19 protein-coding genes and 1 pseudogene are annotated in these 22,975 nt (G+C 65.3%); 3 read left to right on the plus strand and 17 right to left on the minus strand.

The genetic code is table 11. The annotated features are described in order from the left end of the window. Window positions 1-5: 5 nt before the first annotated feature. The 15 genes and pseudogenes from J3S28_RS07475 to J3S28_RS07545 form a co-directional block, all read right to left on the minus strand. Window positions 6-1,964, minus strand: coding sequence for a ribonuclease J (locus J3S28_RS07475; protein WP_272874140.1), 1,959 nt, complete (start codon window positions 1,962-1,964; stop codon window positions 6-8). Beyond that, entirely contained in the window at window positions 1,961-2,866 is a 906-nt protein-coding gene (gene dapA / locus J3S28_RS07480; RefSeq protein WP_207839250.1) for a 4-hydroxy-tetrahydrodipicolinate synthase, read from the minus strand. The genes J3S28_RS07475 and dapA overlap by 4 nt, the downstream gene beginning before the upstream one ends. An 81-nt stretch (window positions 2,867-2,947) precedes the next feature. Continuing rightward, complete coding sequence (thyX, locus tag J3S28_RS07485) at window positions 2,948-3,700, minus strand: FAD-dependent thymidylate synthase (RefSeq protein ID WP_207839252.1); 753 nt, start codon at window positions 3,698-3,700, stop codon at window positions 2,948-2,950. Window positions 3,701-4,003: 303 nt separating this feature from the next. After that, window positions 4,004-5,056: pseudogene (locus J3S28_RS07490) on the minus strand (winged helix-turn-helix domain-containing protein); the annotation flags it as partial. Continuing rightward, complete coding sequence (locus tag J3S28_RS07495; protein WP_207839256.1) at window positions 5,056-5,562, minus strand: dihydrofolate reductase; 507 nt, start codon at window positions 5,560-5,562, stop codon at window positions 5,056-5,058. The gene J3S28_RS07495 and the pseudogene J3S28_RS07490, both read right to left, overlap by 1 nt. Before the next feature lie 10 nt (window positions 5,563-5,572). Further along, on the minus strand, window positions 5,573-6,385 hold the full coding sequence (locus J3S28_RS07500; protein WP_207839257.1) for a thymidylate synthase: 813 nt from the start codon (window positions 6,383-6,385) through the stop codon (window positions 5,573-5,575). A gap of 10 nt (window positions 6,386-6,395) precedes the next feature. Further along, window positions 6,396-8,546 (minus strand): RNA polymerase recycling motor ATPase HelR, encoded by a 2,151-nt coding sequence (helR, locus tag J3S28_RS07505; protein ID WP_207839258.1) that lies wholly within the window; start codon window positions 8,544-8,546, stop codon window positions 6,396-6,398. Between the two features lie 78 nt (window positions 8,547-8,624). After that, window positions 8,625-9,089, minus strand: a complete 465-nt coding sequence (locus tag J3S28_RS07510; RefSeq protein WP_207839259.1) for a flavodoxin family protein — start codon at window positions 9,087-9,089, stop codon at window positions 8,625-8,627. After that, complete coding sequence (locus tag J3S28_RS07515; RefSeq protein WP_207839260.1) at window positions 9,082-9,561, minus strand: hypothetical protein; 480 nt, start codon at window positions 9,559-9,561, stop codon at window positions 9,082-9,084. Before J3S28_RS07515 ends, J3S28_RS07510 begins: the two co-directional genes overlap by 8 nt. A 13-nt stretch (window positions 9,562-9,574) precedes the next feature. Continuing rightward, window positions 9,575-10,327, minus strand: a complete 753-nt coding sequence (gene dapB, locus J3S28_RS07520; RefSeq protein WP_207839261.1) for a 4-hydroxy-tetrahydrodipicolinate reductase — start codon at window positions 10,325-10,327, stop codon at window positions 9,575-9,577. A 54-nt stretch (window positions 10,328-10,381) separates the two neighbouring features. After that, the gene (locus tag J3S28_RS07525; protein WP_237341285.1) at window positions 10,382-11,863 is read right to left on the minus strand and encodes an APC family permease; all 1,482 of its coding nucleotides are present in this window, start codon (window positions 11,861-11,863) and stop codon (window positions 10,382-10,384) included. A gap of 120 nt (window positions 11,864-11,983) precedes the next feature. Beyond that, window positions 11,984-13,141 (minus strand): aromatic ring-hydroxylating oxygenase subunit alpha, encoded by a 1,158-nt coding sequence (locus J3S28_RS07530; protein WP_207839579.1) that lies wholly within the window; start codon window positions 13,139-13,141, stop codon window positions 11,984-11,986. Between the two features lie 11 nt (window positions 13,142-13,152). After that, the gene (gene solA / locus J3S28_RS07535) at window positions 13,153-14,295 is read right to left on the minus strand and encodes an N-methyl-L-tryptophan oxidase (protein WP_207839263.1); all 1,143 of its coding nucleotides are present in this window, start codon (window positions 14,293-14,295) and stop codon (window positions 13,153-13,155) included. Further along, entirely contained in the window at window positions 14,292-16,763 is a 2,472-nt protein-coding gene (locus tag J3S28_RS07540; protein ID WP_207839264.1) for a GcvT family protein, read from the minus strand. Before J3S28_RS07540 ends, solA begins: the two co-directional genes overlap by 4 nt. A 119-nt stretch (window positions 16,764-16,882) precedes the next feature. After that, entirely contained in the window at window positions 16,883-17,662 is a 780-nt protein-coding gene (locus tag J3S28_RS07545; RefSeq protein WP_207839266.1) for an IclR family transcriptional regulator, read from the minus strand. A 193-nt stretch (window positions 17,663-17,855) separates the two neighbouring features. Here J3S28_RS07545 and J3S28_RS07550 point away from each other — a divergent pair, with 193 nt between their 5' ends. Both J3S28_RS07550 and J3S28_RS07555 read left to right on the plus strand, forming a co-directional pair. Continuing rightward, entirely contained in the window at window positions 17,856-18,206 is a 351-nt protein-coding gene (locus J3S28_RS07550) for a bifunctional 3-phenylpropionate/cinnamic acid dioxygenase ferredoxin subunit (RefSeq protein ID WP_207839268.1), read from the plus strand. After that, entirely contained in the window at window positions 18,203-19,423 is a 1,221-nt protein-coding gene (locus tag J3S28_RS07555; protein WP_207839269.1) for an NAD(P)/FAD-dependent oxidoreductase, read from the plus strand. Before J3S28_RS07550 ends, J3S28_RS07555 begins: the two co-directional genes overlap by 4 nt. Here J3S28_RS07555 and J3S28_RS07560 read toward each other — a convergent pair. Continuing rightward, on the minus strand, window positions 19,379-19,867 hold the full coding sequence (locus tag J3S28_RS07560; protein WP_207839270.1) for an Lrp/AsnC family transcriptional regulator: 489 nt from the start codon (window positions 19,865-19,867) through the stop codon (window positions 19,379-19,381). The genes J3S28_RS07555 and J3S28_RS07560 overlap by 45 nt on opposite strands. A gap of 136 nt (window positions 19,868-20,003) precedes the next feature. Here J3S28_RS07560 and ald point away from each other — a divergent pair, with 136 nt between their 5' ends. Next, the gene (gene ald, locus J3S28_RS07565) at window positions 20,004-21,116 is read left to right on the plus strand and encodes an alanine dehydrogenase (RefSeq protein WP_207839271.1); all 1,113 of its coding nucleotides are present in this window, start codon (window positions 20,004-20,006) and stop codon (window positions 21,114-21,116) included. Between the two features lie 4 nt (window positions 21,117-21,120). Here ald and J3S28_RS07570 read toward each other — a convergent pair whose 3' ends face one another. After that, the gene (locus J3S28_RS07570) at window positions 21,121-22,974 is read right to left on the minus strand and encodes a putative nucleotidyltransferase substrate binding domain-containing protein (protein WP_237341144.1); all 1,854 of its coding nucleotides are present in this window, start codon (window positions 22,972-22,974) and stop codon (window positions 21,121-21,123) included. Window position 22,975: the final 1 nt, after the last annotated feature.

Consider the following 22,975-nt stretch of genomic DNA (forward strand, 5'->3'; position numbering starts at 1 on the left):
GACGGCTAGTTGTCGGATCCCTCGCGGACCGTGAGCACGGTGGGGATGATCATCGGGCGACGACGGTACTTGTCCGCAACCCAACGACCAACGATCCGGCGGATCGTCTGCGCAATCCGATGGGTGTCGGTCACCCGCTCGGTCGCCATCTGGGTCAACGCCTGTTCCACCAGGTCTGCGGCTTCTTTCAGCGCTGTCGGATCGTCGGAGAAGCCGCGACCCGACACCTCCGGAGGACTGATGGCCCTGCCGGTTGTCGCATCGATGACGATCGCGATCGCGATGAAGCCACCCTCACCGAGCACAAGCCGCTCGGACAAGGTCGACTCCCCCACGTCGCCGACCGACAGTCCGTCGACGTAGACGTAGCCGACCGGGACCCGGCCGCTGATGCGGGCCTTCCCGTCGACGAGGTCGACGACGACCCCGTCCTCGGCCAGCACGACCGCATCGGCCGGTACGCCGGTCGCCTCCGCCAGTGCGGCATTCGCGCGCAGATGGCGCCATTCCCCGTGCACCGGCATGACATTCGACGGACGCACCGCGTTGTAGAGGTACAGCAGTTCACCCGCCGAGGCATGGCCGGACACGTGGACCTTCGCACTTTGCTGGGTGACGACTGTTGCCCCGCGACGAGCCAGCCCGTTGACGACGGCAAAAACAGAGTTCTCGTTGCCCGGGATGAGTGACGACGCCAGGACCACGAGATCGTCGGCACGGATGTTGATCTGGCGGTGCTCACCGCGCGCCATCCTGGAGAGGGCAGAGAGCGGCTCGCCCTGCGACCCCGTGGAGATCAGGACCAGCTTGTGATCCGGCAGACTCGCCGCGGTGTCGAGGTCGACCACCACACCGTCGGGAACTCGCAGGTAACCGAGTTCTTGCGCGATCTGCATGTTGCGGACCATCGACCGGCCGACGAAGGTGACCCGCCTGCCGTGGGTGTGCGCGACATCGACGACCTGCTGGATGCGGTGCACATGGCTGGCAAAGGATGCGACGATGACGCGCTGTTTGGCCTTTCCGATGACCTGGTCGAGCACCCCACCGATCTGGCGTTCGGGCATGACGAACCCGGGGACCTCGGCGTTGGTCGAGTCGACGAGGAACAGGTCCACGCCTTCGTCGCCGAGACGCGAGAAACCGGCGAGGTCGGTGAGCCTGCCGTCGAGCGGGAGCTGATCGAGTTTGATGTCACCGGTATGGAGCACCACGCCCGCGCCCGTGCGGATCGCAACCGCGAGCGCGTCGGGGATCGAATGGTTGACCGCGAAATACTCACAGTCGAAAGGACCGTGCGTCGAATGCTCGCCCTCGGTGACCTCGATGAGCTTCGGACGCAGACGATGCTCTTTACACTTCGCCGCCAGCAGCGCCAGCGTGAACTTCGAACCGATCACCGGAATCTGCTGGCGAAGCCGCAGCAGGAACGGGACGGCTCCGATGTGGTCTTCGTGGCCGTGGGTCAGGACGATCGCCTCGACGTCGTCGATGCGATCTTCGATGTAGCGGAAGTCGGGAAGGATCAAATCGACGCCGGGTTGGGCATCTTCAGGAAACAGGACCCCGCAGTCGACGATGAGCAGACGTCCGTCGTACTCGAAAACCGTCATGTTCCGGCCGATTTCGCCGATGCCACCGAGTGCGACGATCCGCATTCCGCCCTTGGGCAGCTTCGGTGGGACTCCGAGTCGGTCGGTTCCTTCGACCACCTTCGGCTCGTTGCGTTTCTGCGGGGCAGACTTGCCGCCCTTCCGGTCACGCGACGTCCGTTTGGCAGCGGCAGGTTTCGCAGCGCGTGGCGCTTTCGCTGACTGCGCTTCGACGACGGGATCAACGGTCGGCGGGGCGACGGGTTCCACCGAGGCCGGCGGCGCAGCGTTCACCGGGGGCGGGTCCGACGGCGGCCCGGCCTGCCGGACAACCCTGCCGCGCCTACGTCCGCCACCGTCTGCCGCGGTCATGAAAGCACCTTGGCTGCGCGCAGATCTGCGATCAGCGATTCGATCTGTGGGCCGCTGGCCGGCACCTGCGGCAGTCGAGGATCACCGACGTCCATCCCGACGATGCGCAGTGCGGCCTTGACCATGGTGACACCACCGAGGCGACCCATCGCGTTGACGAGCGGGATCATCGAGACATTCAATTCGCGGGCGCGCACCAGATCTCCTTTGTTGACGGCTTCGAGCATGTCGCGCAACCGATCCGGGACCAGGTGTCCGATGACGCTGACAAATCCCGCAGCCCCGATCGACAGCCAGGGCAGGTTCAGTGCGTCTTCACCGGACAGGTACTGCAGTCCGGTGTCCGTCATGAGTGACGCGGCCGAGTTCAGATCGCCCTTGGCGTCTTTCACGCCGACGATGTTCGGGTGACGCGACAACTCGAGCAACGTGCGATGTTCGATGGGAACCACCGAGCGCGGCGGGATGTCGTAGAGCAGGACCGGGAGGTCGGTGGCATCGGCGACGGCGGTGAAATGGGCGAGCAGACCCGTCTGTGGCGGCCTGGAGTAGTACGGCGTCACCACCAGCAGCCCGTGCGCGCCGAGCGCAGCGGACTCCTTGGCGAACCAGACACTCTCGCGGGTGTCGTAGCTGCCCGCACCCTGCACGATTCGTGCTCTGTCCCCGACGGCGTCGAGCACCACACGCAGCAGATCGAGCTTCTCGGCCGGTGTGGTCGTCGGAGACTCGCCGGTGGTTCCGGAGACGACGAGTCCGTCGCACCCGCCGGACACCAACTTGTCTGCGAGCTCCGCCGCTCGGTCGAGGTCAAGCTTTCCGTCAACGGTGAACGGCGTCACCATGGCAACACTGACTGTCCCGAAAGGGAAGCTCTGTGGTTGCATCTCACCGGTGGTCATGGTCGGTAAGGTTACCGGAGCCATCGGGTGCCGAGTGACGCCGCAGCGCCCCGCGCCCTCAGCGCACCGGTGATGCCCCGCTCAGCCTTCGAACACGAAGGGCGATGTTGCCACCTCGGTGCCGTCGGAGAGGGTCCCGATCTCGAAATCGCCGAACACCGTCGGCGCGACGTCGGTGAGTTGACGCAGGCATTCGATGGCCAGCTGCCGAATCTCGACGTCGGCGTGCTCGGTCGCCCGCATACCGATGAAGTGCCGCCACGCGCGATAGTTGCCGGTGACGACGATTTTGGTCTCGGTGGCGTTCGGCAGCACCGAACGGGCCGCCTGCCGCGCCTGCTTGCGGCGCAGGATGTTGTTGGGAACGTCGGAGAACTTCTCCTCGAGCGCGGTGAGCAGTTCGGAGTAGGCCTGCCTGCTCGCGTCGGTCGCCGCCACGAACAGTGCTCCGAGTTCTTCGTCCCCGCGAATCGCCGGCGGCGGCACCACATTCGAATCATGCTCCGGCACAAAACGTTGCGAAAGCTGAGAATACGAGAAGTGCCGGTGCCTGATGAGTTCGTGGGTGCACGACCGTGAGATCCCGGTGATGTAGAACGTCACCGTGGCGTGCTCGAGCAGCGAGAGATGACCCACCTCGAGGATGTGCCGCAGGTATCCGGCATTCGTCGCCGTGCGTGGATTCGGCTTGTCCCAGCTCTGGTAGCAGGCACGACCCGCGAACTCCACAAGCGCCTCACTGCCGTCGACGTCGGTGCTCCAGGGCACATCGGCGGGCGCCTCGAACGACGATTTCGCCACCAGTTGCACCTTCAACGGCACCATTTCCGACACTGCAGTTCCTCTTTTCTCGCCGCGGGTGAGCAGTGCTGATTCTCCCCTACCCGAGAAGGTCGACGACACGCGACCTAGCGGCGGCGCACCAGGACGACCGGTTCAGCGGCGCCGAATCGACATGCGGAGCTGCGGCGCGAGGTCGCCGCGATCACCCACGACGATCTGTTCGACGCCGAGCCAGTTCGCCATGGTCAACAGATCGGTCGCCAGTGACTCCGCGACCAGCGGTACATCTGCGCCGGCTTCGGCGAATGCACCGAGTACGAGCAGACGATTGCCTGGCCGGTCGGTCTTCAGGTCCACCCTGGCCACCAACTGATCTCCCAACAGATAAGGCAAGACGTAATAACCGTGGACCCGTTTGGCCTCCGGGACGTAGATCTCGATGCGGTAGTGGAAGTCGAACACGCGTTCCGTTCGCGGCCTGAAGAAGACCAGCGGATCGAAAGGACTCAGCAGGGTCGACCGGCTGATGGCTCGGGGGACCCTGGCGCCGGGGTCGAGGTAGCCGGGCTTCTCCCAACCCTCGACGCGGACCTGCTGGACCTCCCCCGCGGCCACCAGGTCGGCCAGTGCCGCGCGGGCGGGCGCGGGCTTCAACCGGTAATAGTCGCGAATATCCGCCTCGGTGCCCACGCCGAGCGCCACCACCGACCCCGCCACCAACGACCTGACCGCCTCGTCGCGTGGGATCTCGACGTTCGCATACTCACCGACGACGTTCTCGGCGAGATCGTAGTAACGGGTGAAGCCACTCCGGCGCGTCGCCGACAGTTCCCCCGCGGCGAACATCACCTCGCACAGGTACTTGACCTGGCTGCGGTCCCACCACGCGCCCTTTTTCGGTCGTTTCTCGTGGCCCAGATGGTCTTCGAGCATGCCGCTGGTGCAGGGCCCGACCTCCGAGACCGCATCGAGAATGCGCGTCCGCACCTCGGCGGCCTTCTTGTCACCGACCGCCTCGCGGTATCGGCCGTGCGCGTAATCCTGCATGCGCCAACGGAACAGCGGCCAGTGCTCGATCGGGATCAGGGCGGCCTCGTGGGCCCAGTACTCCGCGAGCAGGGCCGGGCGTCGCGCGGTGGGTTCCCATGCGGCCTGTTCGAGGACAGTGCGGTCGTAGGGACCGAGTCGGCTGAACATCGGCATATAGTGGGCGCGGACCGCCACACTGACCGAGTCCATCTGAATGAGCCTGGTTCTGGACAGCATCCGCTGCAGGTGGCGGCGGTTGACCGCTGCCGTGGGCTGTCGATCCGCGAAACCCTGAGCCGCCAACGCCAAGCGACGGGCCTGCGACGCCGAGAGGTCGCACGCTCCAGAAGGTTTGGTGACGGTACGCTTCGCGGCCATCAGGCTTTCGCCGTGTACCGGAGGAAGCGGTGCCGCAGGCCCGAGGCCGACTCGTGCCAGCCCGCGTCGGTGTCGAGGGTCCAGCGGTCGGGGTCGAGTTCCGGTGCGAGCGTGTCTCCGTCGGAGATGTCGATCTCGATGTCGATCTCGGTGACGTAGGCGGTGTCGGCGACATCGGTTGCGGCACGGTAGATCTCACCACCACCCATGACGAAGACCGTGTCGTCGAGCTGCTCGGCCGCCGTCAGCGCCGACGCGACGTCGGGAAAACTCAGCGCGCCGTCGCCGAGCCAGTCACGCTGCCTGGTGATCACCAGGTTCGCCCGGTTCGGCAAGGGACGAAACCGCTCAGGCAACGAGTCCCAGGTACGCCTGCCCATCACCACGGGATGGTGGCCGGTGATCCTGCGAAAGTACCTTTGGTCTTCGGGGAGGTGCCAGGGTATGTCGCCGTCGCGTCCGATCACGCCACTGGTCGACTGCGCCCAGATCAGTGCAATGGTCATCACGTGAGTCCTAGACCGCCACTGGCGCCTTGATTCCCGGATGGTAGCGATAGTTCAGTACCTCGATGTCCTCGAACTCGTAGTCGAAGATCGAATCGCGTTCCGCCAAAGCGAGTTTCGGGTAAGGGTAGGGATCTCGAGCGAGTTGAGTGGTGACCTGTTCCACATGGTTGTCGTAGATATGGCAGTCGCCGCCGGTCCACACGAAGTCGCCGACTTCCAGTCCCGCTTGGGCGGCCATCATGTGGGTCAAGAGCGCGTAGGACGCGATGTTGAACGGGACCCCCAGGAACAGGTCCGCGCTGCGCTGGTACAGCTGGCAGGAGAGCTTGCCGTCGGCCACGTAGAACTGGAAGAACGCGTGGCACGGCGGAAGCGCCATCTGCGGGATCTCCCCCACGTTCCACGCCGAAACGATGTTCCGGCGTGAATCGGGATCGGCCTTGAGCAACTCCAGCGCAGCACTGATCTGGTCGATGTGCTCGCCTGACGGTGTCGGCCAGCTCCGCCATTGCACGCCGTAGACGGGACCGAGTTCTCCATCCGGATCGGCCCACTCGTCCCAGATGGTCACGCCTCGGTCCTGCAGCCAGCGCACGTTGGATTCCCCGCGCAGGAACCACAACAGCTCGTAGACGATGGACTTCAGGTGCACCCGCTTGGTCGTGATCAGCGGAAACCCCTCGGACAGGTCGAATCGGAGTTGATGACCGAACACGCTCCTGGTCCCGGTTCCGGTTCGATCCGCCTTCGGAGTTCCCGTGTCCAGGACCAGCCGCAACAGGTCCTCGTAGGGGGTCGGAATCTTCGCCGCATCCGTCACGCGGTCGAGTCTAATCGCGGGTGAGGATCACCAACCGCTGGGTTGCGCGCGTCATCGCGACATAGCGGTCGACTGCTCCCCCGACCCCTTCGCCGAACGCATCCGGATCGACGAGGATCACCAAATCGAACTCGAGGCCTTTGGCCAGTCCCGGAGTCAGTGACCGAACCCGTTCAGTGCCCACGAACGTAGGATCACCGATCACGCAGGCAGTCCCGTCAGAGTTCGACGCGGCCCATGCCTCGACCACCGATCGCAGATCGGACGTCGGGCCGTATTCGACCGGGTTTCCGCTACTGCGGACAGACGTGGGCACGTTGGCGTCCGGGATCACGGCCCGGATGACGGGCTCCGCTTCGGTCATCACCTCGTCCGGGGTCCGGTAGTTGATCGTCAGGGACGCCACCTCGACCCGGTCGAGGCCCACCCGCTCGAGTCGCTGACGCCAGGTCTCGGTGAATCCAGCTCTGGCCTGGGCGCGGTCTCCGACGATGGTGAAGCTCCCCGACGGACACCTGGCGAGCAGCATCTGCCATTGCGCGTCGGACAACTCCTGGGCCTCGTCCACGACGATGTGCGCGAACGGTCCGGCCAACAGATCCGGGTCCTTCCGCTCCGCCTCGTCTGAATCGATCAACGCCTGGCTCAGGTCATCGCCTCGCAGCATCGACATGACCATCAGCTCGGAATCGTCGGACGCGATCAAGTCGTCGACCACGGCAGAGCGGCGCTCGTGTTCGGCGGCCACGGCAGCGGTACGGCGGCGCCGGCGCCCCGAGGCCTCCGGGTCGCCGAGGCGCCGCCTGGCCGCATCCAGGAAAGGTAGGTCGGATGCGGTCCAGGCGTAGGGGTCCTGCCGACTCAGCGCGGCGACTTCGTCGGCATCGAGCCACGGAGCGCACTTGCGTAGATACGCCGGCACCGACCACAGATCTGCGACGAGGTCGGTGGCCTCGATCAGCGGCCACGCCCGATTCACCGCCGCACGCAGGTCCTCGTTCTCCCGCAACGCCTTACGGAGCTGCCGGCCCGCGACACCGTCGTGCCCGTCCGATCCGATCGTGAGGAGTTCGGACCAGATCTCCTCGCGTGCCTCGTTGTGCGGAGTGCCCGCCGCCGGTGCGTCGAAGGCTGCGGCCCAGTCCTGCGGGCCGAGCCAGATGTCCGACCACTCGGTCTCGACGATCATCCCCTCGTCCGGAGGCTGTTCGTAGAACTCGACGGCCGGCTCGATGGCTCGCACGAGCTCGACCGATGACTTCAAGCGAGTCGCTTGCTGCTCGGAATCCGCTGCGGCCCAGGCCCCTTCTGAGACCAGGTCACGCATGGTGCACAGCTGCACACCCTCCTCGCCGAGACTGGGCAGGACGTCGGCCACGTAGGAGAGGTACGGCTGGTGCGGGCCGACGAACAGCACGCCGCCTCTCCGGTGACCGAGACGAGGATCCGCATAGAGCAGATAGGCGGTGCGGTGCAGCGCCACGACGGTCTTACCCGTTCCCGGTCCGCCGTCCACCACCAGCGCGCCCCGCGAACCCGCGCGGACGATGGCGTCCTGATCCGCCGCAATCGTGCCCAGGACATCCCGCATCCGGGGTGAGTGGTTCATACCGAGGCTTGCGATGAACGCTGACTGATCATCGAGTGCTGCCCGGTGGGTCAGACCCTCTGTGCTGAACACCTCGTCCCAGTAATCGGTGATCCGGTCGCCTGTCCACCGGTAGCGGCGCCGACTCGACAATCCCATCGGGTCGGCGTGGGTCGCACCGAAGAACGGCTCAGCGGCCGGTGACCGCCAATCGAGCAGGAGTTGGCGCCCATCGTTGTCCGTCAGGCCGAGCCGGCCGACATACACGGGCGCGGCGCCGTCGTCATACACCATGTGGCCGAGGCACAGATCCACCCCGAAACGGCGTAGCGCGCGCAGTCGGGCACCAATCCGGTGGACCTCCATGTCGCGATCCATCGCGTCGCGACCGCCGCCACCTGGCGCCCTTCGCACGGTGTCGAGGCGGGCGACCAGGTCTGCGATCGTGGTGTCGAGGGTCTGCGCGATAGCTGTGAAGTGCTCCTGATCGTGCGCGATCAGGGTCGGATCGGCTTTGCTCGCGAGGCGGGGCGGGAGGTCGAACACACTGTAAGACCGGAGGTTGTCTGCCACGGCGAGAGATTCTGCGCCATCCCCGGGGTCTTGCCGCAAGCCCCGGGGTGCGCTATAAGTTGAAAGTGGAAGGGCTCGCTATGCGAGTGTCGCCGCGAGGACCGCACCCAATTCGTAACAACTCTCGCGTGCCTCGGCGTTCAGTTCAGTGATCTCCAGTGGCGCAGCAGCTGCCTCCAGGTCGAGACCGGTGGCCAATGTCTGAATCGACGAGATGGCGCCTGCGGTGTCATTGTTCCCGTGCACCCACAATCCGTAAGGTTTGCCGGTCACAGACCCGAGGACCGGGTAGTAGACGGTGTCGAAAAAGTGTTTGAGCGCGCCCGACATGTAACCGAAGTTGGCGGGTGTACCGAACAGGAAGCCATCTGCGGACAGCACGTCCGGCACAGTGGCGGCCAGCGCGGCGATGGGTTTGACCCGCACTCCAGAGATCGCGGGATCGGCGGCCCCTTCGAGTACCTTTTCCAACAGCTCACGTGTCGGTGGCGAGGGCGTGTGGTGTACGACCAGCAACGTCGTAAGCGAGGCGCTGTCAGACATCGGTGTCGGCTTCCCGTTCTTGTGCCACAGCACGTTTCATCATCTCGCGTGCGCGAGAACGATCGCCTGCGTAGTCGTAGGCCCGGGCGATCCGGTAGGTTGCCCGCCAGTTACCGGGGTCGGCTTCCCACTCTGCCTTCACCGTGGCGAACAATTTGTCGGCGGCATCACGTTCGATCCGACCTGATGGTCTGCGTGGCAGTTCCGAGACGTCGAGTTCTCGGCCCTCCTCGACCATTCGCCGGGCCAGTCGCTGATGAGCCAGTCCGGCGCGCAGAGTTGCGACCACCATCCAGACACCGAGCAACGGCAGGATCAGCACCCCGATCCCCAACCCGACGCCGACCGGGTCACCGCTGGTCAACAGATCGACGGCACGGGAACCGAGCAAGACGAAGTAGAAGCCCAGTACCAGCACGAGCACGCCGATCCCGATCACGATCGGGCGGGCATCCTTGGGTTTCTGGCTCATGTGCCGAACCCGATCACAGGTCCATCAACTCGTCGAGACCGACCGTGAGGCCCGGTCGGTCCGCTATGTCGCGCACTCCCAGCAGCACACCGGGGACGAAGGAGGTCCGATCGATCGAGTCGTGACGAATGGTCAGCGTCTCACCCTGGGTTCCGAACAGGACCTCCTGGTGGGCGACGAGCCCGGCAAGGCGGACCGAGTGAACCCGGACGCCGTCGACCTCGGCGCCGCGGGCACCGTCGAGCTCGGTGCTGGTGGCATCAGGGCTGCGCGAGACCCCTGCTGCCGTCCGGGCTTCTCCGATCAGGCGAGCCGTTCGATACGCGGTGCCCGATGGCGCGTCAGCCTTGTGTGGGTGATGGAGCTCGATCACCTCGACGGAGTCGAAGAATCTGGCGGCCTGCTGGGCGAACCGCATGCTCAGCACCGCGCCGATGGCGAAATTGGGCGCGATCAGAACGCCGACACCAGGATGTTCCGCCAGCCATCCACGCACTGTGTCGAGTCGCTCGTCGTCGAAGCCGGTGGTGCCGACCACGGCGTGGATCCCGTTGTCGACCAAGAACTCGAGGTTGTCCATCACCACGTCGGGGTGGGTGAAGTCGACGACCACTCTGGTGCCGGATTCGACGAACCGCGAGAGCGGATCGCCCTGGTCGACCCCGGCGCTGTAGTCGAGGTCGTCGGCGGCCTCCACAGCCGCGACGATGGCTTGACCGACTTTACCGCCGGAACCGAGTACGCCTACTTTGATCTGGTCGCTCACCCGGCCGAGTCTAGTCAGCCCGAGAACGCTCCTCCTACCAGGTCACCGCAGCGATCACTTGGTCTCCGCTGCATGTGATCTCAGGACTCCGATGCTTCGGCTGCCCACGGTGAAGTACCAGAGGAACCCGACGCCCGCGATGATCCCGATGTAGATGAACGCGCCCCACTCGTTGTACCAACCGATGCCGTATACCGATTCTCGTGGCCACGCCAGGTTCAGCGCCATCAGGAATCCCCAGACCACCGCGAAGATGTTCACGATCAATCCCCACCTGCCCATGGTGAAGAATCCGTCCCGTTTGAGATCGGGCGGTGGCCAATTGCCCTTGAACCGCTGGATCAACAGCGGGCCGGTGACCAACAGGTAGGCGATGTAGATCATGATGATCGCGATCGAGGTGAGCACCGTGAAGATCTGCGGCTGATTGATGTTGATCACCAGGATCAGGACCGCCAGCACGCCGATCGTCACTGCGGGCACCACAGGCGTCTGGTACTTGGGGTGGACCTTCGCCAACGACTCACCGAACGGCAGCGCGTTGTCGCGGGCCATCGCGAAACTCATCCGGATTGCGGCCGTGTGTACGGCCAGGGTGCAGACGAAGACCGCGATCACGATGCAGATCAGGAAGATGGTGCCGAGGGGGCTGACCATCACCTGTTCGATCAGGTACTGCAGGCCACCGGACTTCTCGGCCAGCAGCGGATCGTTGAGGTCGGGCGCAGCGAGGATTGCGAATACGAGGATCGCGCCACCGATCACGAACGAGGCAAGGATCGCGCGCAGGATCGCCTTGGGTGCGGTCTTCCTGGGTTCGTTGGTTTCCTCACCCAGCGAACTGGCGGTGTCGAAGCCGTACATCACGTAACCCGACGCCAGCGAAGCGATCAGGAACGCCCCCAGGTAGCCACCGCTGACGCCATCGCCGTAGCCGTTCGTGGAGAAGAACACGTCGGGTCCGCGGTCGATGTTGAACGCCAGGATGATCGCGATGAGCACTGCGGCAATCAGTTCGATGAACACGCCCGTGCTGTTGATCACCGACATCAACTTGACGCCGAAGGCGTTGATCACGGTGGTGCAGATGACCAGAATCGTTCCGAGGAGGACAGCGTTCTCCGGCGATGTGACGGACAGGTCGTCGCTGCCGATCACCCGGAAACCGGACCAGATCCGGGGCAGGGTCGAATCGAGCGCGAGCACCACCGCGGCGATCGTGACGATGGACGCCGTCAGCATCATCCACCCCGAGAACCAGCCGACGAACTTGCTGCCCAGGATCTTTGCCCAGTTGTAGACCGAACCGGCGATGGGATACTTCGCCGCCAACTCCATGAAACAGAGGGCCACCGCGAGTTGCCCGACGAAGACGATCGGCCACGACCACAGGTACGCGGCCCCGGCCGTGCCGAATCCGAAGTAGAACAGCTGGAAGGTCCCGGTGAGGATGGATATGTACGAGACCCCCGCGGCGAAACTGGCGAACTTGCCGATGCTCCGGTTGAGGCTGGGTTTGTAGCCGAAGTGCTCCATTCCGTCGTCGGAGCCTGCGGGTACGGAATCTGGAGGAGGTGAGGGCGCGCCCTCGGGTTGCGTGGTGGTCATTGCCGCACGTCCTTCCGATCGCCGGGCCAGTGCACGGTGACCGGTCAACTATGCGACGGGTCCGGCCGTCATGCGCACCCAATCGTGAAATTCGGCGATGTGATGTTCGGCGGGAACGAGTACGCCGCCACGTCGATACGCGCGCGAGACCATGCCCGGCTGCGTTCGCTCACACGCCTCGAAATCCTGCAAGTTCACGCGATGAAAGAGTTCGACCGACTTGTCCAGATCGGTACCGGACGCCACAACCCCGGGGTGATAGAGCCAATCACATTCGACGACGGTGTTGTCGACGGCCGTCGGATACATCCGGTGCACGATGACGTGGTCGGGAACCAGGTTGATGAAGACCTGCGGGCGGACGGTGATCGCGTAGTACCGACGATCCTGAGAATCCGCCAGTTCCGGCAGAACTCCTAGCCCTGTCGAGCCGTCGATGGTGAAGCCTTCGATGTCCTCGCCGAACAGCGCACCGTGACCGACGTAGTACTGGGCCGCGAGCCCGTCGGCGAACTCTGGCAACACCTCGGTTAGCTCCGGATGGATGGTGGCGCAGTGATAGCACTCCATGAAGTTCTCGATGATCAGTTTCCAGTTCGACGCGACCTCGTAACGTTCGCGCCTGCCCAGCACCAGTCGATCGACCTCGTATCGCTCGATCGACTCCGCGTCGCCCAACCGTTCGGTCACCGCTCCCTGGACGGACTCCGCGAATGACGGAGGGTCGTCGGCCAGGCACACCCACACATACCCGAGCCACTCGTGGATCGCCACAGGTATGAGACCGTATGCAGTGCGGTCGATTTCCCCCAGGTCGACGAGGTTGGGCGCCGCCACGAGTTTGCCGTCGAGACCGTAGGTCCACGCGTGATACGAGCACTGCAGGTTGCGCCGCACCTGCCCTTCGGGCTCAGTGCAGACCAACGCGCCTCGATGGCGGCAGCTGTTGAGAAAGGCACGCAACCGCCCGTCGCGGCCTCGGACGATCATCACACTCTCCCGGCCGACCATCACCGTCTTGAAACTCCCGGTGTTCGGCAGATCAGCGGCGAGTACAGCACAAAACCACATCTGCTCGAAGATGGTTGCCTGTTCTGCGGCGAAGTAACCCGGGTCGACATACGCCTGTCCTCCCAGCGTCGGCAGCAGCGCGGGGGTGCCGGCGGCTGCCGCCGGGGGGTCCGGGTGTTGCTGGTGCCCTGACATTCCGGTGATAATCATGCGTCGGCCAGCCTGTTCGGGTCGAACAGCGCAATGGGATGATCTGTGGCGCCGTCGATGGCGAGATCAGCGAGAATCTCACCCACCACTGGAACGAACTTGAACCCGTGCCCGGAGAAGCCGCAGGCGACAGTCACATTGTTGTGTCCGGGATGCCGTGCGATGACGAAGTTCTCGTCCGGGGTGGTCGAGTACATGCACGTCGCGGTGTCCAGTACCGACCCGGTCAACCCGGGTAGCAGCCTGCCCACGCGTTCGACCATCGCCTCGATCTCGTGTGGGTACACCGTCCGATCGATCGTCTCGGGCGTGCAGTCTTCACCTTTGCGGAAGAAGGCGACCTTGGCGCCGCCCCCGGGCCCGTCGATGGGTGGGAATCCATAGATCTGCTCGACCCCGTCGGTCTCGTGGATGTAGATCGGGCCACCCTCCATCGGGGCGGAGCCGGCCACGGGGTCGATCCAATACATCACCTGGCGCTCGATCCTGATGGGGATGCCGATGTCGGAGAGCATCTTCGGCGCCCACGCCCCTGGACACACAACCACGTGCGCGGCGCGGTAGGTGCCCGCCTCCGTGGTCACCAGGACCCCGTCGCCGGAGTCCGACCATGACGTGACGGGTTCACCGAAGTGCAGGTCGGCGCCTGCATTCTGCGCGAGGGTGATGTGCGCCTGCACAGTGGCCTCCGGGCGGGCGAATCCGGCCATGCTCTCGTACAGCGCCATCTGTCCTGCAGGCGGGTCGAACGCCGGAAAGCGCCGATGCACCTCCCGGTCGGTCAACACCTCGTGCGCCAGACCCCACTGCTCCGAGGCCCGCAAGGAGCCCGAGAAGGTCGTGGATTCTGCGGGCCCCATGAACAAACCGCCGGTGACCGAGTAGACATCTATCCCGCTGTCCTGCTTGAGTTTCTCCCACAATTCGTACGATCGCAGGAGCAACGGGACGTAGGCGGGATCCTCGAAGTACGACTGCCGGATGATCCGGGAACCGCCGTGGCTCGAACCCTGATCGTGCGCGGGGGTGAAGCGCTCGAGACCCAGGACCCGCCTGCCACGGGCCGCGAGGTGATATGCCGCCGCGGATCCCATCCCGCCGAGGCCCAGGACGATGACGTCGTAGTCCGTATTGCTCAACCCACCACTCCGATCAGTCCTTTGACCCGATCGCCTGCCGGATCGACGAGCACCGGATCGGTGACGGTGAAGTCGAGGGCGCGACCGAAGTATTCGATGCTCACGTGTTGTCCGACGTCGACGTCCGGTCGCACCTTCACATAGGCGATCGTGCGTCCGACGGTCGGAGAGAAGGCAGCAGAGGTGACGTGACCCACCACCTCGCCGTCCATCAGTACAGGTTCACCTCCGAGGACCACTGCGGCCGGATCGTCGGCCACCACCGTCTGCAGCCGGCACCGGATCGGACGTTCCAGCAAGGCTTCGCGGCCGAAGAAATCGTGCTTGCGTCCCACGGCGAACCCGATTCCCGCCTCGTCCGGAGTCATCTCGGCGCTCATGTCATGTCCCCATGAGCGATAACCCTTTTCGATGCGGAGTACATCGAGCGCGCTACGTCCGGCGAGGACTGCACCGACCGTCTCCCCGGCCTCCGCGAGGCGATCCCACAGCTGTTGTCCGTCGGCGTTGCCGGCGTAGATCTCCCACCCCAGTTCGCCGACGTACGAGATGCGCAACACGGTGACGGCGATGCCGGCGATCGTGGCTTCAGCGGCCTTGTAGTAGCCGAGGGTGTTGTCCCGCAGGTCGATCGAGCACAACGGTGCCACCAGATCCCGGGCCCGCGGCCCCCAGACGCCGATGCAGCAGGTCACTGCGGTGATGTCGGTGATCGTGACCGCCTCCGCATCACGCCGGCGACGCAACCAATCGATGTCCATCGGGCCGTTGATACCGAGCTGGAAACGATCGTCGCCCAGCCGCGCGACGGTCACATCGCTGCGTATCCCGCCGCCGGCGTCGAGGAGCAGGGCGTAGACCACGGTCCCGATCGGACGGTCGACGTTGCGCGTCAGCAGTCCGCTCAAAAAGGTTGCCGCGTCCGGTCCGGTCACCTCGACCCTCATCAGGGACGTCATGTCGTACAAGCCGACTCGCTCCCTCGTTGCCGCGGCCTCCGCAAGGACGATGGGCGACCAATGCCGACTCCCCCACTCGTCGGCGGGATGGTGGTGGTGCGCGTCCACCAGATGAGCGTTCGACTCGTACCAGGCCGGACGTTCCCACTGCCTGCCCACATGGAAGACGGCGCCCGCTGCGACCTGGCGAGCGTGGAACGGGCTGGCGGCGACATCGCGCTGCACCGAGCGCGGCTCCCGCGGATGAATGATGTCGTAGACCTCGACAAAACCCTGCGCGCTCGTGTCCGCCACGTAGTCGGGCTCCAATTGCGCGTCGGTGAACCGGGCGAGGTCGCAGCCGTGCAGATCGACGTCGGGTGTGCCTTGTGTGATCCAGTGCGCCATGGTTTTCGCTACGCCGGCCGAGTGCGTGACCCACACCGCCTCGGCGACCCAGAAGCCGTCGAGGTCCGGGTGCTCACCCATCATCGGCCCACCATCGGGGGTGAAGGAGAAGATGCCGTTGAACCCGTCGACGACCTCGGCAGAGGCGACGCCGGGCAACAGTCGTGCCGTCTCGGCCCATGCGGGATCGAAGTCCGCTGCGGTGAACGGCAACATGGACGGCATCGACTCGGCGGCAGTGGCCTCGTACAGCCTGTTCATGTCCACGGGCATCGGCCGGTGGCCGTAGTATCCGATGCCGATCTGGTCACCGTGCTGCCGGTAGTACAGATCTGCATCCTGATGCCGCAGGATGGGCAACACGGCGTCGGCATGGCCGCGGCCGGCATCCGGAAATGCGGAAAGCGACTCCACGGCAGATGTTTTCGCGTACTGATGGCCCATCGGCACCAGCGGCACCACCAGACCGACGAGCTCACCGAGTTGCGCACCCCAGAATCCCGCGCAGGAGATGACGACGTCGGCGTCGAAGACCCGATCGGTCGTTCGCACCCCCGTCACCGACCCCCCGCGCTCGAGCACCTCGACCACGACCTGGTCACCGATGAAGACCGCCCCACGTTCAGTCGCGCGATTCATCTGCGCGGTGATCGCCGCAGGCGCTCCGGCCAGTCCGTCGGTCGGCGTGTGCAGACCACCGAAGACGAGTCCGCGATCGAGCAGTGGGTGCAGGGCGACACACTCGGCGGGTGTGAGCAGCTCGGCCGGAATTCCCGCGACCTTCGCCCAGCCCTCCTTGCGGGCGAGCTCGGCCAGGCGCTGCGGCGTGGTCGCCACCTCGAGGCCTCCCACAGCGTTGAACGAGAGGCTGCCTGGTTGATTGAGTGACCCGAACTTCTGTGCGGTGTACTGCGCAAAACGGGCCATCGTGCGGGAGGCATTGGTCTGGAACACGAGACCGGGTGCGTGCGAACTCGAGCCGCCCGTCATGGCCGTCGTTCCGGGCACCAGAGGCCCGCGGTCGAGGACCGTCACGTCGCGGTGACCCAGCGTGGTCAGCTCATCTGCGAGAGACGATCCGACCACGCCGGCGCCGATGATGAGGAATCGTGGTTGTCCCACCAGAAGTCTCCAAACCTAGCGACCACCGAGCAAATCCAGTTGTTGCGCTGTCTGCAACACGTCGTGCTCTACGCAACAAATGGTGGGCCTGGGTGCGCCCGGTGTCAAGTCACATCGGGTCAGCCCGGAAAGCCGATCCGCCGACTGACCTCGAGGGCCGCTTCCCGAACCCGTGGTGCCAGCAATTCCATGGCGTCCGGGGTCAGGCGGAAACTCGGACCTGAAATACTCAGCGCCGCAACGACGTCACGGGTGTGATCACGCACCGGTGCCGCGATCGCGTTGAGGCCCTCCTCGAGTTCCTCCACCGCACCCGACCAGCCCCGCCCGGCGATGACGTGCAGTTCGTCACGCAGAGCATCTCGGCCGACGATCGTGCGATCGGTGAAGCGTTCGAGGGTCTCGTCGAGCGTGGCCCCGAGCTCGGCATCGGTCAGAGCCGACAACAGCACTTTCCCGCTGGAGGTGGCGTGTGCAGGCGAACTCTGGCCGACCCAGGTGCGCAGGGCAATACCCGACGGACCACTGGACTCGGTGATGTTGATCGCGCGGTCGCCTTCGAGGATCGCCAGATTGACCGTCTCTCCCACTTCCGCGGCCAGCGGATCACACACGTCGCGGCTTTCTTTCCCGAGATCCCGTGTCGCCATCGTCGCGCCGGCGAGCCGCACAAGCGTGAAGCCGAGCCGGTACTTCCCCCGGTCGGCCAGTTGCTCGACGAAACCCCTGGCCTCGAGAACAGAGACCAGTCGGGAGACCGTCGACTTGTGGACGCCCAAGGTGTCCGCGATGTCCGAGACACCACCCTGCCCCTCCCGGGCCAGGATCTCCAGCACCTGCAGCGCCCGGTCGACCGATTGGATCGACGCGGGTCGGGTTTCGTTCTCGGCATCAGTCATCGCTGTTCACCCTAAACGGACGGCTACCGGCGACCGCGACGACCCGTTCCGGCGCTGTGCGCTCGGGTTATGCACAACACGCGCGCGGTGGCTTGACGAGGGGGCCGACGGCTGCCAGTCTGTTGCGCATAACGATTCTTGTTGCAACGTACGCAACTGGCCATCTCATACGCTCCGACTTCCCGAGGCCACCATGACAACTCTCCCCCAGCAGGACCTCACCTACTTCTTGGTGGCGACCACCGACACGCTCCCCGCGGGCGAAGTCATGCGGGTGACACCGCCGGGACAGGCACCCATCGCGGTATTCCACACGAGCGACGGCGTGTTCGCGATCGACGACACCTGCTCCCATCAAGACACCTCCCTCGCCGACGGCTGGGTCGAAGATTGCGCCGTGGAGTGCCCTCTCCACGAGGCCTGCTTCGACCTACGGACCGGGATGCCCTCCGGCCCGCCAGCCAAACTGCCGGTTCGTACCCACGAGACCGTCGTCGACGACGGGAGCATCTATCTGCGCCTGAGCGCGCCCGACGCCGCATGAGCGGTGACGGCCCTCCACCGCACGTCGATACTTCCGTCGCGATCGTCGGGGCCTCGCTGGCAGGTTTGTCCACCGCCCGGGAGCTCAGGACACTCGGCCACACCGGATTCATCACCTTGATCGGCGCCGAGAGCCACTACCCGTACGACCGTCCCCCACTGTCGAAAGGCATTCTGCAACAGACCGACCCACCGGAGTCGTTGATGCTCGCAGACGCTGACGATCACACCGGATTCAGCTGGCGACTCGGCGTCGGAGCGATCGGACTGCGGCACACCGATACCGGACACGCGGTCGAACTCGCAGATGGTGACGTCGTCGAAGCGCAGGCGGTGATCGCGGCCACGGGATCTCGCGCACGCACTCTGATCGGAACGGGCCTTTCCGGGGTCCACACGCTCCGAACGCTCGACGACGCCGCGGCGCTGGCCGAATCCTTGCGCGAGGGCACGCATGTCGTCGTCATCGGTGCCGGTTTCATCGGATGCGAAGTGGCATCCAGCGCAGCAACTCTGGGCAAGAAGGTGACCATCGTGGAAGCATCCGAGACGCCCGGTGCTGCAATTGTGGGGCCAGAACTCGCTGCCCGCTTACATCGCCGACACGCAGCGCACGGTGTCCGACTGGTCACCGGTGCCGCGATCGACACCATCAACGGATCCGAGCGCGTCGAGTCGGTGACCCTCGCCGACGGCAGCGAGCTGCCCGCAGACGTGGTGGTCATCGGTATCGGAGCAATTCCGAACACCGAGTGGCTGAAGGCATCGGGCGTCGCCCTGGACACCGGGGTCCTGACGGACGCCGACTGCGCCACCGCGGTGGGCGGGGTCTACGCGGTCGGCGACTGCGCCCGCGTCCACGACCCCCAGACCGGCTTGCACCTGCGGCAAGAACACTGGTCGGGCGCGCTCGACCATTCGCGTCGAGCAGCCCGGCGACTGCTGGGCCTTTCGGCTCCGAAAACCGTTGCGCCGTACTTCTGGTCGGACCAGTACGGCACCAGGCTCCAGGTGAGCGGAACAGTGCCCACCGGCACGGACCCCGTGTACCTCGATGGCGGACCCGACACCGATTCGTTCGTCGCGACGTTCGGCGCGGGCGACCACCCTTCGGCAGTGGTGGCCGTGGACGGTGGACGACTGTTCACCCGATTGCGCAAGGAACTCGACCGTTCAGAAGACCGGCGCCGATCCGCGCAGATGGTCGAACACCAGTGACGTCGTGGTTCCCGACACCTCGGGCCGGGAATTGAGCATCTCGACGAACTGACGCAGGCTCTCGGTGTCCGCGGTGGCGACATGCAGGAGGTAGTCGTCGGCCCCGGCCAGGAAGAACACATCGATCACGTCGTCCTTCTGCCCGATCTCGGCGACGAAGCGGCGGATCTGCCCTCGTGCATCGGATTGCAGACTGACCGCCACCATCGCTCGCAGGGGGCGGCCAACCGCTGCCGGATCGATGTCGGCGAAGAACCCGCGCACGACCCCGAGATCGATCAGGCGGCGGATCCGGCCGTGACACGTCGATGCGGCGATTCCCACCTCGGAGGCAAGTGCGCTGTTGGACGCACGGGCATCGGCCTGGAGCAGGGTCAGCAGGCGGCGATCAATGTCGTCGAGGCCCGCCGTCCGGGCCCGAATATTATTCGGTTCAAGTGCCATCACGAGGCCTTCCATCGAAGATTCTTTCAAGTTACTACGTCCCACGAGAATTATGTTCAGAGACATTGCTACTTTCCCGACGTTTGTTCACGCTGGTGAACACACCGAGCCCATCCATATCGAGGAGAGTCCAGCCATGCGCGTCGGCGTCCCACGCGAGATCAAGAACAACGAATACCGCGTTGCCATCACCCCGGCTGGGGTCGCCGAGCTCACCCGGCGCGGCCACGAAGTGGTCATCGAGCACGAGGCCGGGAGTGGCTCGGCGATTGCCGACACCGACTTCAAGGAGGCCGGCGCGCAGATCCTCGGTACCGCCCGGGAGGTGTGGGAACAGGCCGACCTGCTGCTCAAGGTCAAAGAACCCATCGCCCCCGAGTACGAGCTCATGCGGGAGGGCCAGACGCTGTTCACCTACCTGCACCTCGCCGCGAGCCGGGCCTGCACGGACGCGTTGCTGGCGTCAGGCACCACTGCCATCGCCTACGAGACCGTTCAAGCCGCCGATGGGTCCCTACCGTTGCTCGCCCCCATGAGTGAGGTCGCCGGGCGTCTTGCACCTCAGGTCGGCGCCTATCACCTCATGCGTTCGGCCGGCGGCCGCGGCGTGCTCATGGGCGGTGTCCCCGGCACCGCACCCGCAGAGGTCGTCGTGATCGGCGGCGGCGTCAGCGGTGTCAACGCCGCAACCATCGCAGTCGGCATGGGCGCCGACGTCACCGTCTTCGATCTGGACATCGCCAAACTCCGCGCCATCGATGCACGTTTCAACGGGCGAGTCCACACCCGATACAGCACCACACTCGACCTCGACGAGGCGATCAAGAAGGCCGACCTCGTGATCGGCGCCGTGCTGGTGCCCGGCGCCAAGGCCCCGGTTCTCGTCTCCAATTCGCTGGTGGCGCAGATGAAGCCGGGGTCGGTCCTCGTCGACATCGCCATCGATCAGGGCGGATGCTTCGAAGACTCTCGGCCCACGACACACGACGACCCGACCTTCATGGTCCACGACTCGGTCTTCTACTGCGTCGCGAACATGCCCGGGTCCGTGGCCCGGACCTCGACGATGGCGCTGACCGGCGCGACATTGCCCCACGTGCTGCGCCTCGCCGACCTCGGTTGGGTCGACGCCCTGCGCCGTGACCCCGCTCTCGCCAGGGGACTGAGCACCCATCAGGGTGAACTGCTCTGCCCACACGTGTCCGAGGCCCTCAACATCCCGCTGGGAACCTCACCGCTGGCCGTCTGATCGTTCACCTGGTGGGCTCGGCCCATTCTTTGACCGACAGGTAGTGCGACATGTTCTCCATTCGCCGCTGGACCGCAGAGACCTCCCGGACAGCCTGTCCGACGAGACTGCGGTCCAGCGGCGAAAGACGTTGCATGGTCAGTACATCCGTCGCGGTCTCGCCCCGGTCGACCTGCGCCACCTGGTAAGTGAGGCGAATCTTCTGCAGCACCTCGAACACCTCGATGAGCGTGTGGGCGTTGTCCTCGGTCAGCATCGGACTGCCGGCCGCGGCGGCGAGTCGCGCCCGCGTGCCCAACTCCGGGCTCTGCACACTCAGGGCAGCCCACCGGGCGATGTTGATGACGGGGATGAGTGCGTGCCCCTTGATGTCGAACGTGCCACCGCGTCGGGAGAGGACATCGCGCATCGAGCGGACCTTCGCACGGTACGACAGGGATTCGGCCAGTAGCAGCCGCATCGTACCCGGGTGTTTGCGCAGTTCACCGAACACCTCGGACACCGCAGTCGCGCCCGGATCACCCCAGATGGGTCTGCCGTCGAGCAGGAGTGACGCCAAGATCATGCCCTTGTTGTCGAGTGGCGAGACCAACCACTGCTGAGCCGCCTCCCGCCACTGCCCGTGAGTCCGGGCGAACAGCGGCATCGCGGCGGTGGCGCCATTGGTGTCGCCGGCGAGCCCGCATCCGCGCAGCACCTCACCCACCTCCCCGAACACGGCCCGATACCGAGCCATCACTTCGGGACTCGACACCGACTCGTCGAAGGACACCGCGCTGTCGACGTCGGAACTGAGCACCGGCTCCCTCCGTGCGTTGCTGCCGAGCGACAGCCACGTCAGCGCTGCCGGATCGAGTTCGGGATGCTCGGCCAGCACCATTTCCAGGGCGCGGCGCACCAGGGCGTCGGTGACCACCGACAGCACCGCCGTCACCTCGAACGACGGGCGCCCGCGTCGCAGCAGGTCCGCCACCAGATAGCGCATCCTGCGCCCCCTCTCCTGCAGGGTCTCGATCGAATCGGATCGAGTGATCTGTTCGCGCAGAGTCACGCTCACCCCGGCCGGGGCGTTGACGAAGTCGCCCGGCAAGACCACGCCCTTCAAACGGCCACCGGGATCCACGACCGGGACGCACGTCAGGTCTTGCTCGAGGATGTCGACGAGGACATCCGAGGCCGGCGCGCTGGTGGCGGCGGTGATCGCCGGGAAGGTCATCACCTGCTCGACGGGTTGCTGCAGATCACCACCCGCCGCGACCACGCGGGCCCTGATGTCTCGATCGGTGAGCAGCCCGAATCGCCCGTCTTCACAGGGGATCACGATGTAGCCGCTGTGATGTTCGGAGATCTTCTGAGCGGCCTGTTGCACTGTCATGTCCCCGCTACCGACGACCGGCGCCGTGCGGATCAGTTCATCAACGGTGCCGTAATCGTTGATGGACAACGAATCGGTGCGTTGGGCGACAGTCAACTTGCGCGCCAAGAACTCTGCACCCGCCAGAGAGGAGAACACCGGACGGACGATCGGACCCGGGATCCGACAGGCCTGGACCGGCCCGGCAGCAATGGCAAGCGGGCCGATCGACGATCCTGTGAGCATCGCAGAGTAGCCGAAAACGCCTCCGGGGCCCAGGATCTCGTCGGGGCCGTCGGGCTTGTGATCGGGCGAGTTCCACAACTCCACCTGGCCCGTGACGACAACGGCCAGCTCTTCGACCTGGTCGGTGAAACCGTCCATGATCTGGCTGCCGGACGCATGGTCTTCCAGCCGAGACGCCGCAGCGATCCGCGCAAGTTCGTCTGCTGCGAGCGAATCGAAGGGCGGATACCCGGCAAGGAACTCTGCTATCGACACCATG

The organism is Williamsia soli, assembly GCF_017377795.1.
Taxonomy (GTDB): domain Bacteria; phylum Actinomycetota; class Actinomycetes; order Mycobacteriales; family Mycobacteriaceae; genus Williamsia; species Williamsia soli.